The 13765-nt window shown below is 61.3% G+C and carries 17 protein-coding genes; 11 read left to right on the top strand and 6 right to left on the bottom strand.

The annotated features are described in order from the left end of the window. The first annotated feature begins 60 nt into the window (after positions 1 to 60). The 9 genes from ccmA (at position 61) to C7S18_RS07640 (ending at position 6969) form a co-directional block, all read left to right on the top strand. Positions 61 to 699 (top strand): heme ABC exporter ATP-binding protein CcmA, encoded by a 639-nt coding sequence (ccmA, locus tag C7S18_RS07680; protein WP_106891002.1) that lies wholly within the window; start codon positions 61 to 63, stop codon positions 697 to 699. Then, entirely contained in the window at positions 692 to 1357 is a 666-nt protein-coding gene (gene ccmB, locus C7S18_RS07675) for a heme exporter protein CcmB (RefSeq protein ID WP_206207998.1), read from the top strand. The genes ccmA and ccmB overlap by 8 nt, the downstream gene beginning before the upstream one ends. 62 nt (positions 1358 to 1419) lie before the next feature. Continuing rightward, positions 1420 to 2187: a heme ABC transporter permease CcmC gene (gene ccmC, locus C7S18_RS07670; protein WP_106891001.1), complete on the top strand. Its 768-nt coding sequence runs from the start codon at positions 1420 to 1422 to the stop codon at positions 2185 to 2187. Then, positions 2184 to 2366: a heme exporter protein CcmD gene (ccmD, locus tag C7S18_RS07665; RefSeq protein WP_106891000.1), complete on the top strand. Its 183-nt coding sequence runs from the start codon at positions 2184 to 2186 to the stop codon at positions 2364 to 2366. The genes ccmC and ccmD overlap by 4 nt, the downstream gene beginning before the upstream one ends. Then, the gene (gene ccmE, locus C7S18_RS07660) at positions 2363 to 2836 is read left to right on the top strand and encodes a cytochrome c maturation protein CcmE (RefSeq protein WP_106890999.1); all 474 of its coding nucleotides are present in this window, start codon (positions 2363 to 2365) and stop codon (positions 2834 to 2836) included. The genes ccmD and ccmE overlap by 4 nt, the downstream gene beginning before the upstream one ends. After that, entirely contained in the window at positions 2833 to 4785 is a 1953-nt protein-coding gene (locus tag C7S18_RS07655) for a heme lyase CcmF/NrfE family subunit (RefSeq protein WP_106890998.1), read from the top strand. Before ccmE ends, C7S18_RS07655 begins: the two co-directional genes overlap by 4 nt. Then, positions 4782 to 5300 (top strand): DsbE family thiol:disulfide interchange protein, encoded by a 519-nt coding sequence (locus C7S18_RS07650; protein ID WP_106890997.1) that lies wholly within the window; start codon positions 4782 to 4784, stop codon positions 5298 to 5300. Before C7S18_RS07655 ends, C7S18_RS07650 begins: the two co-directional genes overlap by 4 nt. Then, complete coding sequence (locus C7S18_RS07645; RefSeq protein ID WP_106890996.1) at positions 5297 to 5755, top strand: cytochrome c-type biogenesis protein; 459 nt, start codon at positions 5297 to 5299, stop codon at positions 5753 to 5755. Before C7S18_RS07650 ends, C7S18_RS07645 begins: the two co-directional genes overlap by 4 nt. Continuing rightward, a complete protein-coding gene (locus C7S18_RS07640) occupies positions 5752 to 6969 on the top strand; it encodes a tetratricopeptide repeat protein (protein WP_106890995.1) in 1218 nt (405 codons plus the stop codon). Before C7S18_RS07645 ends, C7S18_RS07640 begins: the two co-directional genes overlap by 4 nt. Here C7S18_RS07640 and trmB read toward each other — a convergent pair. The 6 genes from trmB to waaA form a co-directional block, all read right to left on the bottom strand. After that, on the bottom strand, positions 6950 to 7615 hold the full coding sequence (trmB, locus tag C7S18_RS07635) for a tRNA (guanine(46)-N(7))-methyltransferase TrmB (RefSeq protein ID WP_106890994.1): 666 nt from the start codon (positions 7613 to 7615) through the stop codon (positions 6950 to 6952). The two genes, C7S18_RS07640 and trmB, sit on opposite strands and share 20 nt — an antisense overlap. A 17-nt stretch (positions 7616 to 7632) precedes the next feature. Beyond that, entirely contained in the window at positions 7633 to 8229 is a 597-nt protein-coding gene (locus tag C7S18_RS07630) for a Maf family protein (protein WP_106890993.1), read from the bottom strand. After that, complete coding sequence (locus C7S18_RS07625) at positions 8226 to 9659, bottom strand: PhoX family protein (RefSeq protein WP_106890992.1); 1434 nt, start codon at positions 9657 to 9659, stop codon at positions 8226 to 8228. Before C7S18_RS07625 ends, C7S18_RS07630 begins: the two co-directional genes overlap by 4 nt. Then, positions 9656 to 10063, bottom strand: coding sequence for a DUF4920 domain-containing protein (locus C7S18_RS07620; protein WP_106890991.1), 408 nt, complete (start codon positions 10061 to 10063; stop codon positions 9656 to 9658). The genes C7S18_RS07625 and C7S18_RS07620 overlap by 4 nt, the downstream gene beginning before the upstream one ends. Positions 10064 to 10181: 118 nt before the next feature. Beyond that, positions 10182 to 11057: an MBL fold metallo-hydrolase gene (locus tag C7S18_RS07615; protein WP_106890990.1), complete on the bottom strand. Its 876-nt coding sequence runs from the start codon at positions 11055 to 11057 to the stop codon at positions 10182 to 10184. Between the two features lie 78 nt (positions 11058 to 11135). Continuing rightward, the gene (gene waaA, locus C7S18_RS07610; RefSeq protein WP_338022140.1) at positions 11136 to 12458 is read right to left on the bottom strand and encodes a lipid IV(A) 3-deoxy-D-manno-octulosonic acid transferase; all 1323 of its coding nucleotides are present in this window, start codon (positions 12456 to 12458) and stop codon (positions 11136 to 11138) included. Positions 12459 to 12515: 57 nt separating this feature from the next. Here waaA and lpxL point away from each other — a divergent pair, with 57 nt between their 5' ends. Both lpxL and C7S18_RS07600 read left to right on the top strand, forming a co-directional pair. Continuing rightward, positions 12516 to 13427: an LpxL/LpxP family Kdo(2)-lipid IV(A) lauroyl/palmitoleoyl acyltransferase gene (gene lpxL / locus C7S18_RS07605; protein WP_425481091.1), complete on the top strand. Its 912-nt coding sequence runs from the start codon at positions 12516 to 12518 to the stop codon at positions 13425 to 13427. A gap of 92 nt (positions 13428 to 13519) precedes the next feature. Continuing rightward, positions 13520 to 13765: a DUF3297 family protein gene (locus C7S18_RS07600; protein WP_106890989.1), complete on the top strand. Its 246-nt coding sequence runs from the start codon at positions 13520 to 13522 to the stop codon at positions 13763 to 13765.

Below are 13765 nucleotides of genomic sequence, written 5' to 3'. Positions count from 1 at the left end.
TGTTCAGCCTCCCCAACACGGTACACTTTCGGGCTGTTTGCCCAAAGGCCCCGACCCGCTGTGCTCGATCCTGCCGACATTCCCTTGCTCCAATGCCAGAATCTGTGCCTCAGTCGCGGCGAAGAACGGATCTTTGGCCCGCTGGACTTTAGCTTGCGAAGCGGCGAAGCACTGATGCTCGAGGGCAGCAACGGCAGCGGCAAGACCAGCCTGCTACGCACCTTGATGGGCTGGATTGCGAGATCCGATGGCGACATCCTTTGGCAAGGGACGGCGCGCGACACGCCGCCCGCAGCAATCGGTTGGCTCGGCCATCGAACCGGCCTCAAGTCGGAGCTGTCGCCACTTGAGAATATGCGCGCGCTGGCGGCACTGTTTGGTCTTCGGCCTGGCATTAGCCATCGCGCGGCGCTGCAAAGTGTCGGACTGGAGGGTTTTGAGGACACGCCGCTCCGTAAGCTGTCCCAAGGTCAGAACCGGCGTGCTGCGTTGGCGGCACTGATGACCTGGCCTACGCAGATGTGGCTGCTGGACGAACCTTATGCGAATCTCGACCGGGACGGGCAATTGCTGGTCGACCGAATGCTCGAAGCCCATCTCGGTCGGGGCGGTGCCGCCATCCTGACCTCGCACGGCCTGATCAGCACGCGGGTCAGCCGGATTCAGACACTCGCGCTCAGCGGAGGCAACCATGTCTGATGCGGTGATCTGGCCCCTGCTGAAACGTGATGCGCTGCTGTTGTTTCGCCGACGCAGCGAGACCTTGGCGCCTCTTTGGTTTGCGCTGATCGTCGCCACGGCCTTCCCGTTGGCGCTTGGGCCCGAGGCGGCCAAGCTGACCCGGATTGCGGGTGGCGTCGCATGGGTCATTTTCCTGTTGGCCAGCCTCTTGTCGCTCGATGCCCTGTTTCGAAGCGATGTCGAGGACGGCTCACTCGATGTCATGCTGGCCAGTCGCCGCAGCCTGACGCTGATTGTCGCCTGCAAAATGCTGCTGAACTGGCTCGGCACCGCGTTACCGCTGCTCTTGCTGACGCCCGTGATTGCTTACGCCTATGACCTGGATCAAGGCGCCCTGCCCGTCCTGCTGCTGTCATTGCTTCTGGGCACGCCGATCATTTGCACCTTTGGCGCATTGGCTGCGGCGCTGACGGCCCACCTCCGACGCGGCGGTGTGTTGCTGTCGCTGATCGTACTGCCGCTCACGCTGCCGGTCCTCATTTTTGGCGCGGGTGCGGTCGAGGCGGTAATCACCGGTGGGAGTGCCCGCCAACCCCTGCTATTTTTGGCAGCGGGGGCGGTGGTCACGGTGGCCTTTGGTCCCTGGCTGGTGGCTGAAACTTTGAAGACCGGTTGAGCGTCTTAACGCCAGAGACATCGATCGACCAGACCCAAACGACTTAAATCACCCGACATACCATGCATCCACTCTTGCTCTGGTTTCATCGCACCGGTTCACCGCCTGAGTTCTATCGGCTCAGCGGTCTGTTCCTGCCCTGGATGTACGCGCTGGCGGCGCTTTCCGGCTTGCCTGCGCTCTACCTCGGCTTGTTCCGCACACCGGCCGACTATCTTCAAGGCGACTCATTCCGCATCATCTACATCCATGTGCCGTCCGCCTGGATGTCGATGTTCATCTTCGCGTTCATGGCCTTCGCCGGCGCCATGGCACTGATCTGGCACGTGAAAATCGCTGAAGTGATTGCCCGCGCCGCCGCCCCCATCGGCGCGATGTTTACCGCCGTCACCTTGATTACCGGCTCCCTGTGGGGCCGACCGACCTGGGGCACCTATTGGGTCTGGGACGCGCGCCTGACGAGCGAACTGGTGCTGTTGTTCTTGTATTTCGGCGTGATCGCGCTTCAGCAGGCCATCGAAGACCCGCGCAAGGCCGCACGCGCCGCAGCCATTCTGGCGCTGGTGGGATTGGTGAATCTGCCGGTCATCCACTATTCGGTGGAATGGTGGAACACGCTGCATCAGGGTCAATCGATCCGCCTGTTTGCAAGCGACAAGTCAACGATCGACAGCAGCATGCTGGCACCGCTGATCTTGATGGCATTCGCGACCAAATTCTGGTTTGCCGCAAGCCTGCTTGCCAGGGCCCGGGTGCTGGTACTGGAGCAGGAATCGGGGAAGGATTGGGTCCGCCAAATGATTCGCAACGAACAGGGGCTGGCATCATGAATCACACACCCTTCATCGCGATTTCTTATGCTGTCTTCGCGCTTTTTCTGCTGATCGACGGACTCGCACCCTGGCTGGCTCGGCGCACCCTGGTGCGCGAACTTGGGCAGCGCCTGAAGCGCGAGCAGAAGCGGCAACAACAACCGGCGCCCGACGCTGACATTACGGACCGACTATGAATCCGATTCGAAAACGCCGTTTGTTGCTGATTCTCGCTGGCCTTGCGGCGCTCGGCGTGGCGGCCGGCCTCGTGCTCACGGCCTTGAGCGAAAACCTGCAGCACTTTGTCAGCCCAACCGATATTGCCGAGGGTAAAGCCCCGGCCACGGGCAAGCGCTTCCGGTTGGGGGGCATCGTGCTGGAGGGCAGTGTCACACGCGCTCAGGAATCGCTGCAAAATGAGTTCGTTGTCACGGACCGCTTTCAGCAACAGAAAGTCCGCTATGACGGCATCCTGCCCGATCTGTTTCGTGAAGGTCAAAGCGTGGTCGCCACCGGCATGATGGATGGCCCCGTGTTCGTGGCAAGCGAAGTGCTTGCGAAGCATGACGAAAACTACATGCCCACCGAGGTGGCCGACGCCATCAAGCGCGCCAAGGAAAAGCAAGCTGGCGCCGCCATCAACCCGACGCAAGGATCCACCCCATGATGCCCGAACTTGGTCAGTTCGCGTTGCTGCTGGCATTGGTGCTATCGGCCCTGCAGTTCGCGCTGCCACTGCTCGGTGCGCACTATCAGAAGGCACGTTGGATGGCATTGGCCGGCCCGGCCGCGCTGATGCAGTTTCTGGTCATGCTGGTGTCGTTCTGCCTGCTGGCCCACGCTTTTGTCGTGCAGGATTTTTCCGTCGCGTATGTCGCGCAGAATTCCAATCTCGATCTGCCGGCGATGTACCGCGTCTCGGCGGTCTGGGGTGCGCACGAGGGCTCGTTGTTGCTCTGGGCACTCATCCTGTCACTGTGGACGGCGCTGGTTGCCATTCATAGCCGGGATCTGCCTGCTGCATTCTACGCGCGCGTGCTGTCGGTTCTGGGCTTCATCAATGTCGGCTTCCTGGCCTTCATGATCATCACCTCGAACCCGTTCCTGCGCCATCTGCCCGGCTTGCCCGATGGTGCCGACCTGAATCCGTTGCTGCAGGATCCGGGTCTGATCATTCATCCGCCGATGCTGTACATGGGTTATGTCGGCTTCTCGGTCGCGTTTGCCTTTGCAGTTGCCGCAATGATCGAAGGCCGAATCGATTCGCGCTGGATCAAGTGGGTACGGCCCTGGACGCTCTGGGCTTGGTCTTTTCTGACTTTGGGCATTGCGCTCGGTTCGTGGTGGGCCTATTACGAACTCGGCTGGGGTGGCTGGTGGTTTTGGGATCCGGTCGAAAATGCCTCGTTCATGCCATGGCTCGTTGGCACCGCATTGATCCATAGCCAGTCGGTCGTAGAGAAGCGGCAGCAACTCGTGCTCTGGACGTTGCTGCTATCGATCCTTGCGTTCTCACTGTCGCTGCTTGGCACCTTTTTGGTGCGCTCGGGCGTCCTCACGTCAGTGCATGCGTTCGCGTCCGATCCAGAGCGCGGTGTGTTTATTCTCGCGTTCTTGGCCGCGATCGCCGGTGGTGCACTCGCGCTGTTCTCCTGGCGCTTCAACCATTTTCTGCGCAGTTTCGACTTTGGCCTGGTGTCGCGAGAGACGGGTCTGTTGATCAACAACCTGGTAATGACTACGGCCTGCCTGCTGGTGTTGCTGGGAACCCTGTTTCCGCTGCTTGCCGACGCCATGGGCTGGGGCAAAGTGTCGGTCGGTTCGCCATTCTTCGGCTTGACGTTCCCGATCATGATGATGCCAATCGTATTCCTGTTGCCGTTTGGCCCATTCCTGAAATGGCGGCAAGATCAGGTCGCGCGCGTGGCACCGTCGGTGAAGTGGGCAGCGCTGGCCGCCGTCGTGATCGCCGGTGTCTGCATCGCATTCGGCGCGCCCTGGAAGGCGGCGGTGGGCGTGTTGATCGGCAGCTGGATCTTGGTCGGCTGCATCGAGTATGTGCGGCGATTTCGCGCCGACCCGGCACGCCGCAGTCGAGGCCTCGGGCGTGAGCATCTTGGCATGCTGCTGGCGCACGCCGGAATGGGGGTATTCGTGATCGGTGTGCTCGTCACGGAATCCAGCAGCATCGAAAAGGATGTGCGGCTGGAACCTGGCCAATCCGTCGAGATCAGTGGATTGAGTATCGTGTTCGAGAAGATGGATCACTACCAGGGCCCGAACTTCAATGCCGATCAGGGCCACTTCGTCATCAAGGATGGCGACCAGGAGGTGGCCCGTCTGCATCCTGAAAAACGCGGCTACCGCCGCGGCGAGGTCATGACCGAGGCCGCCATTGACCCAGGACTCACCCGCGATTTGTATGTCGCGCTCGGCGAACCGCTCGGGGGCAACGACGCGTGGGCCGTCCGCGTCTACTACAAACCGTTTATTCGCTGGATCTGGTTGGGTGCGCTGATGATGATGTTCGGCGGCCTGATTGCATCGTTCGACGCCCGCCTGCGCCGCACCGAGCCTGCGAAAGCGGCAATCAGCGACGGAGTGCAGACGGCATGATGCGCTATCTCCCGATCGCCGTTTTCATTGCGCTCGCGGTGCTGTTGTTTGTCGGTCTGGGTCTTGATCCGAAACAAGTGCCGTCGCCGCTGATCGACAAACCGGCGCCACCGTTCAATCTGCCCGAACTGCGTGATCCAACGCAGCGTGTGGACAACAAGGCATTGCTTGGCACGCCGTACCTGCTGAATGTTTGGGGATCCTGGTGCCCGGCCTGTCGCGATGAGCACCCGGTGGTGGTCGAATTCGCGCGCCGCCACCACCTCACGGTGATTGGCCTGAACTGGAAGGATGATCCGGCCACCGCGATGCAGTGGCTGCAGCGCTTCGGTGACCCGTACAGCGCCATCGCCGTTGACGCTGATGGCCGCACAGCGATCGACTATGGCGTTTACGGTGCGCCGGAGACGTTTCTGATCGACGCTCAAGGCATCATCCGGTACAAGAAAATTGGCCCGCTGACTCCGGACGATTTTGAACGCGAGGTCCTGCCAAGAATAGGCGTCAAATCATGATCCGCACGTGCCTGTTGTGGTGTTTGCTTTGCTTTAGCGCAGCAGCTTTCGCATTGGATCCGATGCCGTTCAAGGACCGTGACGAAGAACTCCGGTTCCAAGACATTACGCGCGAGCTTCGTTGCCTGGTCTGTCAAAACCAGAACATCGCTGACTCGAATGCAGACTTGGCCCGTGATCTGCGCCTGGAAGTCTTCGAGATGATGCGCGAAGGCAAGTCCGACGACGAGATCAAGACCTTTATGACCGAGCGCTATGGCGACTTTGTGCTCTATCGGCCGCCCATGAAGCCCAGCACGTGGCTACTGTGGTTTGGCCCGTTTCTGGTGCTGCTCGCAGGCGGCTTCCTCCTGATCCGCCACATTCGTGGACGTCAGCGCGCTCGTGCTGAGGCGACCAGCACGGCCGCGACACCAAGCACCGGTCCAGACGACCCGAACGAGATGATTCCGTGACCACCTTTTTGATTCTGGCTGCCCTCTTGACCATTCTGGCGCTGAGCCCCTTGGTCTATGTTCTCTTGAAACCAGACACTGCCGAAACCCTGGACGATCCAAACAGCAAGAAGCGTCAGGCACTCGCTGCCGCGCGCGCGGCGGGCGTGATTGATCAGGCTGAGTACGATCAAAAGCTCAATGCGTTGAAGGCCGATCAGCCGGCGCCTGCTGCCCCGGCACGCGTCGCACCGGCACGTCAGCTGGCGCTCGTCCTGACCGTGCTGGTCCCCTTGGGCATGCTCGGCCTCTACCGTCAGTTCGGCAACGCGCTGGCGCTGGACCCTGCGAATCTGGTCGCTGCCGATGGCAGTGCCAGCGGCGGTGATAATACGCCGCCACCGAGTCTGGAAAGTGCGGTTCAGTCGCTGGAGCAGAAAATGGCGGCCAATCCGGAGGACATGGAAGGCTGGCGCCTGCTCGCACGGGGCAAGCAGAGTATGCAGGATTTTGCAGGCAGCCTGACTGCGCTCCAAAAAGCACGTGACTTGGCGCCCGACAATCTCGATGTGCAAGTCGAATACGCTGAGGCGCTGGCGCTGGCCGGTGCCGAGCGCCGGATCACCGGCGAGCCGCTGCGATTGCTCGAAGACGCGCTGAGCCGCGATGGTGCTCACCAACGTGCTTTGTGGCTGCTCGGTATCGCCGCTGTCCAACGCGGTGATAAACCCGCGGCAATCGACTACTGGAAGCGTCTGCAGGCGCAGCTGCCGCCAGAGTCCGAGATCCGCCAGAGCATCGAACAGCAATTGGCCGAATTGACGGGCGAAACCGTTGCCCCCTCGGCAGTTGCTGCATCAGATGCGCCTGCCGTAGCGAACACGGGCGCCAGTATTCGCGTCAAGGTGAGCTTGAACGATGCGCTTCGCGCACGAGTTGGTCCCAATGCCGTGCTCTATGTGTTTGCGCGCCCGGCCGAGGGCCCCAAGATGCCGCTGGCAATTCAGCGTCTGCCGGTATCGGTGCTGCCGGTCGATCTCACGCTTGATGATTCGATGGGCATGATGCCGACCATGAAACTCTCCGGCACCCCGCAAATCGTCATCGGCGCGCGCATCAGTCAGTCGGGGGTCGCGAATGCGCAGAGTGGCGATTTGGAGGGCCTGACGCCAACGTTGACGCAAGCCAATATCGACGGCCCGATCGAGATCACCATCAGCGAGGTTGTGCCCTGAGTCGATGCAGGGCATGCCCGGACTCGCGGTATTTCTTTTCGAACGGGCTGACCGGCGCCTCGCTGCCCGCCACGACATCGCGCTCGGCCTGCCATCCTGACTGCGCCAGCGCGAGCGCAAACTCGTCCACGTACGTCGCCCAGTTGCTTCGGAGCTCGATCGTCGCCGACAGTTGCAGCAAATCCGGCCAGGCCGGATGACCGTGCCATCGCCGCTGCAAATGTGCGGACTTGGGCCAGGGATTCGGATACCACAGGCAATGCCGGCTGACCCGGAATGATGCCGCCAGCAGGCAGCGCCAGATGGTTTCGGCACGCGCTCTGAGCAACCAGGCATGGGCACCGATCTGTTGCAGGTCGCTGTCTTCGGCTTGCAAGCGGACTTCGGATTGATCGATCCCCAAGACCAGCGCCTCTGGGTTCTGTAGCGCCAGCAGTCGGGTGCTGTCGCCAGTGCCGCAACCGGAGTCCAGAATCAACTCGCGGCCGGGTGCTGCCACCGCGGCAACCCACGCCGCGAACACGCGCGCACTCGGCTGATGCAAGGGGGCGCGCCACGGATGTTCCAAGTGGCGCGCGACGACCTCCGCCAAGTCGGGGTGCGGCCCGTGCTGATTCGATACGACGGGTGGCGAGTTCGCCCGCATGCGCGCGGCACCTTCACTCAGATCTGCGTGAGCAGACCAAACGCGCGCAGCAGTTGGGCCGTCTCAAACAACGGCAAGCCCATGACGCCGGAATAGCTCCCTTCTATCCGGTCGATCATGGCTGCTGCGCGACCTTGAATCGCATAAGCCCCCGCCTTACCAAACGACTCGCCACTGTCCAGATAGCGCTGCAACGACGATTCGGACCAAGCCGCAAAGCGCACGGTAGTGATGCAATGCGCCTCCTGCTCCCGACCGGCGTTCATGACCGCGACCGCCGAGATCACTTGATGCGTGCGCCCCGAAAGGCTACGCAACATCGCTTCGGCCTCTTCCCGCGACGCCGGCTTACCATAGACCCGACCATCGAGCACCACTTCAGTATCGGCAGCCAGGACCACTGCACCTGGTATGGCAGCGACCGCGAGCCAGCCCGCGCCCGCTTTTTCCCGGGCAACACGCCGGACGTAGTCCAAAGGTGGTTCGCCGTCACCGCGCACCTCGTCGATCGGCGCGTCGATTTGGGCAAACGTGACGCCGATCTGACTCAGCAGTTCCTGACGGCGCGGGGACTGCGACGCCAGGAACAACCGCGGTGGTGTTGTTTCGGTCACAGCGGGCCCTGCTTCCAAGGGCCTGTGATCGCCACCGTGAATCCGGGATCATAGACATTCGCAAACATCCATTGGCCGTCCGGACTGAAACATACACCCGCCCATTCCTCCCAGCGGTAATCCTCGGCCGGAATGCCAGGCAGATTCTGCCCGCGCAGGTCGACATTGCTCTCGCAGAAGTCGAACACTTGGCCGTCTTGATTCATGCCAACCAATTTTTGCGCCCGCCCGAGGTCGTTGTCCTCGCAGATCACCAGGCCGCCCTGAGGGCTGACGATCAGGTTATCGGGCATGTCGAGCTGATCTTGCGACCGCGCTTCAAAAATCAGCGTGAGGCGCGATGTGTTGACATCCAGCATGAAGATTTGTCCACGCTCAAAGTCGCCCCCGTTCGTGCACGTGAACCAAAGCTGGTCGCCGTGCGCGACAATGCCCTCGCCGCGGGTGAATTGTGCCCCGCCCTTCGCAAAGCCCTGCGCAAACACGCCGCGGCCATCGTAGGTACCGGGACTGTGTCCCTCTGTGGGGTCATCGATATCGACCCAATCGACACTGAACTGCGCGCCGGGCGCAATACCGCGGCGCAAGTCGCGACGCTCTTTCGCGCGCAGCATTTGCAGTGTGCCTCCTGCCAGCAGATTGCCCGGTTCGTTCGGAATCAGCCGATACAATCCGGCTTCCGGGTTGTTGTCTTCGGTCAGATAAACGATCCCACTCGCCACATGCACGGCGGCCGCCTCATGCTTGAACATGCCCGCAGCCGGAATCGGCACGGCCGGGCCGGGACGATCAGGATGTGCCTCAAACAGGAATCCATGATCACGCTGCCAGCCAGTGCGCCCCAATTTGACGGCCATCGCGTCGATCAGGTTGCCGCCCTTGAAGACCACTTCCTCGCCCGACAGCCACGTCCCCCAGGGCGTGACGCCACCCGCGCAATTGATCGCTGTCCCAGAGAGCACGCAGCGCTCGGCGAACACTTCAGCCGTGTCGAGATCAAATTCAAAGGCCACACAGCCGCCACCGCCGTTCGGATCGTAGCTCTGGCTCGGATCACCAAACGCGCCACGGTCATGGGTAACTTCGTGGTTGCGGATCAAGGTCACGCGGCGCCCGAGTTGGCGCACCACGCCCATGCCGTCATGAGCGCTGGGCGTGAAAAATCCGCCTTGTAGCGGCGTGCCCGTCCAACCGAACGTGCGATACCGAAATCCGGCCGGCAGGCGCAGCAAATCGAGCCCGGTCGTTTCATCGCGCGTCGGTTGCAACGGGCCATAGCCGTCCAGCCCAGACTGCTTCTTGAGCGCAACATCCGACTTACCGCTGCTGCAAGCGCTCAGCAACATCGACGACAGTGGCAGTGATGCCAACCCAATCTTGCTCGACGCGCTCAAAAAGCGGCGCCGATTCAATCGACTCCAGTCGCTCATTGCATGGTCACGGATTGTGCGAGGATCTGATACTCGGCACCTGCCACGGCGCCATCATTCGATTCTTTCGCGAAATGCTCGGCCTGTTCGGCACTCAGCTCGATTTTGACCAGCTTGCCGTACACCACGGCGTTGCCCGTGAGGTCTTTGGGTAGAAAGAATTTATGACCGGTTTTGACGCGGGCCATCACATCACCATCGATCAATTGCATCCAGCAGCCCTTGGCTTGGCACACCTTGCCAACCCGACCGCTGTAGGCCTGCACATCCTGATCATCGGCTTTGAACGAACTGACGGCCGACGCCAATGACTTGGCTTCGAGATTCGCGGGATCCTCAGTGCCAAAGTGGTTGGCACCGGCGGTCGAGAGCACAAGAACGGCGAGCATTCCGAGCAATTTCATGGGTCACTCCTTTGGATGTTTGAGGGATTGATTGGTTTGCATAGGTTGCTGCGGCCGCCATCAAGAACCGCGGAAGCGGGATCTGGATCGCGACGCGCTGAATGCCGAATCGGTTCACTTAGCTCGCAGCTTGCTGCACGGCTTGACCGGCGACCGTCGCCTGCTCATCGCGCGTCACGAACTTGCCGTGCGCGTCCCGATCCAGCGCCGCCATCGCGCAGTCTGGATCGTGCGTAAAAAAGAGGCGGACCTGGCGCTGTTGCTTGTCCTCCAGGAATTCGCGCTTCTCATCGACCAGCAATTCCGGAAAGCGGTCGTATCCCATCGTGATGGGCACGTGTACCCAGGCCTTGCCAGGGATCAGATCAGCGCAGAACACGACGCCCGGATCGCCAATGACCTCTGCGAGCATCAAGCCGGGCGTATGTCCGTCACTGTAATGAAACCGCACCGCTTCGCCGAGCCGCTGACTGAACGGCCCTTCGACCAGCTCCAGCCGACCCGTGTCTTTGAGCAACGCATTCAAGCCCGGAATGAACGACGCCCGATCGCGGGCATGCGGCGACTCCGCGCGTTCAAAGCATGCCTTGCTGACCAGGTAGTGTGCATTCGGGAACACCAGTCGCATCGGCTGACCGTCGGCAAACGGCGCCAACAATCCGCCGGCATGATCAAAATGCAAGTGCGACAGTACGATCGTGTCGATGTCGCCAGGTGCAAACCCAGCTTTGGCCAACGAATCGAGCAGCACATGGCGGTCTTCCACCACGCCATAGCGCTCGCGCATTTTGGGATCGAAGAACGCGCCGATGCCGGTCTCAAACAGGACCGTCTTGCCATTGACGCCGCGCACGAGCATCGCGCGACACGCGAGTGGGACGCGATTGTCAGCGTCCGGCGTCAGCCAACGCGACCACAAGGCCTTCGGGGCGTTGCCAAACATGGCGCCACCATCGAGTTTTTGACTGTTACCGAGCAAAGACCAGATCTGCATGCAGCGTTTCCAGGAGTTCAGATTTGGGATTTTGGCGCAAAACCGGGCGATGGGACAGCGACGAAAGCCGGATGCGGGTCAGGATTGGTGTCCCGGGCCAACCGATACCGACTCCGCCCGACGGACTCCGGGATGCAACACGGCTTCAATCAGGTCAATCGTACGCTTGACGGCACCGCGCTCACGCTCCACCGCCAGCAAGGCCTGGTGCCCCATTTTCAACCGCAGATCGCGATCAGCGAGCAGGCGCAATGCGGCGTCGCCCAGACTGGCGCTGTCTTGAATTCGAATCGCCGCGCCGTCGTTGATCAGGTTCTCGGTGATCTGCTCGAAGTTGAACGTGTGGGGGCCGACCAGCACGGGTTTGGCGAGCGCCGCCGGCTCCAACACGTTATGCCCACCGATGGGATCAAGGCTGCCGGCCACAAACGCCACGTCGCATGCCGCAAAGAAGTTCAAGAGCTCACCCAGCGTATCGACGACAAAACACTGCGTGTCGTGGTGCGCCACGGTGTCCTCGCTGCGACACAGCGTGCGAAAGCCATAGCCTTTGCAGATTTGTTGCACGGGTCGAAACCGCTCCGGGTGGCGCGGCGCAATCACCAACAGCGCGTCGGGGAATCGTCGCAAGACGCGCGCATGCGCTTCCAGCACGCGCGCCTCCTCGCCTTCATGCGTGCTCGCGGCGATCCATACCGGCCGGGGTTCACCCCAATATTCGCGCAGTACCTTGCCAATGCGCTCCAAACCGCTCGGCACCGGCATGTCGAATTTGACGTTGCCGGTAATGACCAGCCGCTCGGGCATCGCGCCCAATCGAAGCAGGCGCTCGGCATCCTGCTTGGACTGCACCGCCAACTGGGCGACGGACCGGACTGCGGCCCGCGCCAGCGGCCGAACTGGGCCGTAGCCGCGAAGCGACCGCTCGGACAGGCGGGCGTTGGCGATCAGTATCGGAATCCCGCGCTTCTCGCACAGATGATAGAGATTCGGCCAGATTTCCGTTTCCATGATGACTGCCATCTTGGGCTTGATCCGATCCAGAAACCGATCGATCGATGCCGGCAAGTCATAGGGCAGGTACACATGAAACACCCGGTCGTTGAACAGCTTCAAGGTTCTGGCCGAACCGGTCGGCGTTACGGTGGTCACCACAATGCGGGTGTCGGCGAAGCGCTTCATCATGGCCTCGATCAAGGGCAACGCCGCATTGACCTCGCCGACCGACACGGCATGGACCCAAATACTCTGGTTGATGTTTGGATCCGGAAAAAAGCCGAAGCGCTCCTTCCAGCGACCAAAATAATCGCGGTAGCGCAGACCACGCCACGCCAGGCGATAGACAATCACCGGCGTTAGCAGGTACATGGTTACGGTGTAAAGCAATCGTTGCCAGAACACAGGCAGTCGCGCGCTCCGCGTAAAATGCCAGCATAGCAACCCACCCTGGAAAGTGTCTTGTCGAAATCCACCGCTGCGGAAGAAAAGCCTTTGTCCGGCAAAAGCTCCTGGCCGGGGCGTCTGGCGCTCTGGTTCCTGAAGATGCTCGCGAATGCGCCACCCTGGCTCGGCCGTCTGTTTGGTCGGGGCCTGGCCGCGGTGCTTTGGCATCTGATGCGCGGCCGTCGGCGGGTCGCCCGGAAAAACCTCAAGCTGTGTTTTCCGGATCGGAGCGATGCCGAACGCGAGCGCTTGCTCCGGCAGTCCATGCAATCGGTAGGTCTTGGCGGTTACGAATTCGTCCGCGCGTGGTGGGGCCCATCGATTCATGAGCCCTACACGATCACCGGCCTCGAACATATCGACGCCATCCGCAGCCAAGGTCGTGGCATTCTGTTGTTGTCCGGGCATTTCATGACGCTCGAACTGTGCGGACGCATGCTCTGCCGGCACATACCATTGGCCGGGATGTACCGGCGCCACAAGCAGCCCTGGCTGGAGCATGCGGTCAAGGCGGGGCGATTGACCTACGCCGACGCCATGTTCGCGCGTGAAGAACTGCGGGCGGCCGTCAAGTACATCAAGAAAGGCGGCATCATCTGGTATGCGCCCGATCAGGACATGCGCGGCAAAGACGCCGTGTTTGCGCCATTCTTTGGCATTCCCGCCTCGACCATCACCGCCACCCACCAACTCGCCCGGCTGACCGGTGCTGCAGTGCTGCCATTCTTTCATCGCCGCGACGGCCAGGGCGGTTACGTTCTGAGAATCGGCGCACCGTTGGCCGACTTTCCGAGCGACGATGCGGTGGCAGATACCGCTCGGGTCAATGGCCTCATCGAACAAATGGTGCGTGAGGCACCCGATGAGTATCTCTGGATACACAAGCGCTTCAAGACGCGACCGGCGGGCGAAACTGGTCTGTACTGAGCCGCACCTGACCCTTGGTTGGCACGGCCACATAGCGCAGTGCTAAACTACGAGGCTGCCTGATCGCAAGACTCATTGAAGGAACTGAATCCATGTCTGAAGCGCCGCCGAATCGACTGTCCGTCAATCCGAAAAGCCCGTTCTACAATGAGGCCGCGCTGGCACGGGGCGTGGGCGTGCGTTTCAAGGGTGAAGATCGCACGAATGTCGAGGAATACTGCGTCAGCGAAGGCTGGGTCCGACTCGCAGTCGGCCGCGCTCTGGATCGCCGCGGCAACTCGATGACCATGAAGTACTTCGGCCCGGTCGAGCCCTATTTTCGCGACGTCGAAGCCTGA

Origin of the sequence: Ahniella affigens (assembly GCF_003015185.1) — a bacterium.
GTDB classification, from domain to species: Bacteria; Pseudomonadota; Gammaproteobacteria; order Xanthomonadales; family Ahniellaceae; genus Ahniella; species Ahniella affigens.
This window is presented reverse-complemented; position numbering and strand designations above follow the sequence as displayed.

Bases quoted from the DNA above. Each gene is read 5' to 3' on its own strand.
- ccmB (WP_206207998.1), top strand. From the start codon at position 692: ATGTCTGATGCGGTGATCTGGCCCCTGCTGAAACGTGATGCGCTGCTG.
- ccmC (WP_106891001.1), top strand. From the start codon at position 1,420: ATGCATCCACTCTTGCTCTGGTTTCATCGCACCGGTTCACCGCCTGAG.
- ccmD (WP_106891000.1), top strand. From the start codon at position 2,184: ATGAATCACACACCCTTCATCGCGATTTCTTATGCTGTCTTCGCGCTT.
- ccmE (WP_106890999.1), top strand. From the start codon at position 2,363: ATGAATCCGATTCGAAAACGCCGTTTGTTGCTGATTCTCGCTGGCCTT.
- C7S18_RS07655 (WP_106890998.1), top strand. From the start codon at position 2,833: ATGATGCCCGAACTTGGTCAGTTCGCGTTGCTGCTGGCATTGGTGCTA.
- C7S18_RS07650 (WP_106890997.1), top strand. From the start codon at position 4,782: ATGATGCGCTATCTCCCGATCGCCGTTTTCATTGCGCTCGCGGTGCTG.
- C7S18_RS07645 (WP_106890996.1), top strand. From the start codon at position 5,297: ATGATCCGCACGTGCCTGTTGTGGTGTTTGCTTTGCTTTAGCGCAGCA.
- trmB (WP_106890994.1), bottom strand. From the start codon at position 7,615: ATGCGGGCGAACTCGCCACCCGTCGTATCGAATCAGCACGGGCCGCAC.
- C7S18_RS07625 (WP_106890992.1), bottom strand. From the start codon at position 9,659: ATGAGCGACTGGAGTCGATTGAATCGGCGCCGCTTTTTGAGCGCGTCG.
- C7S18_RS07620 (WP_106890991.1), bottom strand. From the start codon at position 10,063: ATGAAATTGCTCGGAATGCTCGCCGTTCTTGTGCTCTCGACCGCCGGT.
- C7S18_RS07615 (WP_106890990.1), bottom strand. From the start codon at position 11,057: ATGCAGATCTGGTCTTTGCTCGGTAACAGTCAAAAACTCGATGGTGGC.
- C7S18_RS07600 (WP_106890989.1), top strand. From the start codon at position 13,520: ATGTCTGAAGCGCCGCCGAATCGACTGTCCGTCAATCCGAAAAGCCCG.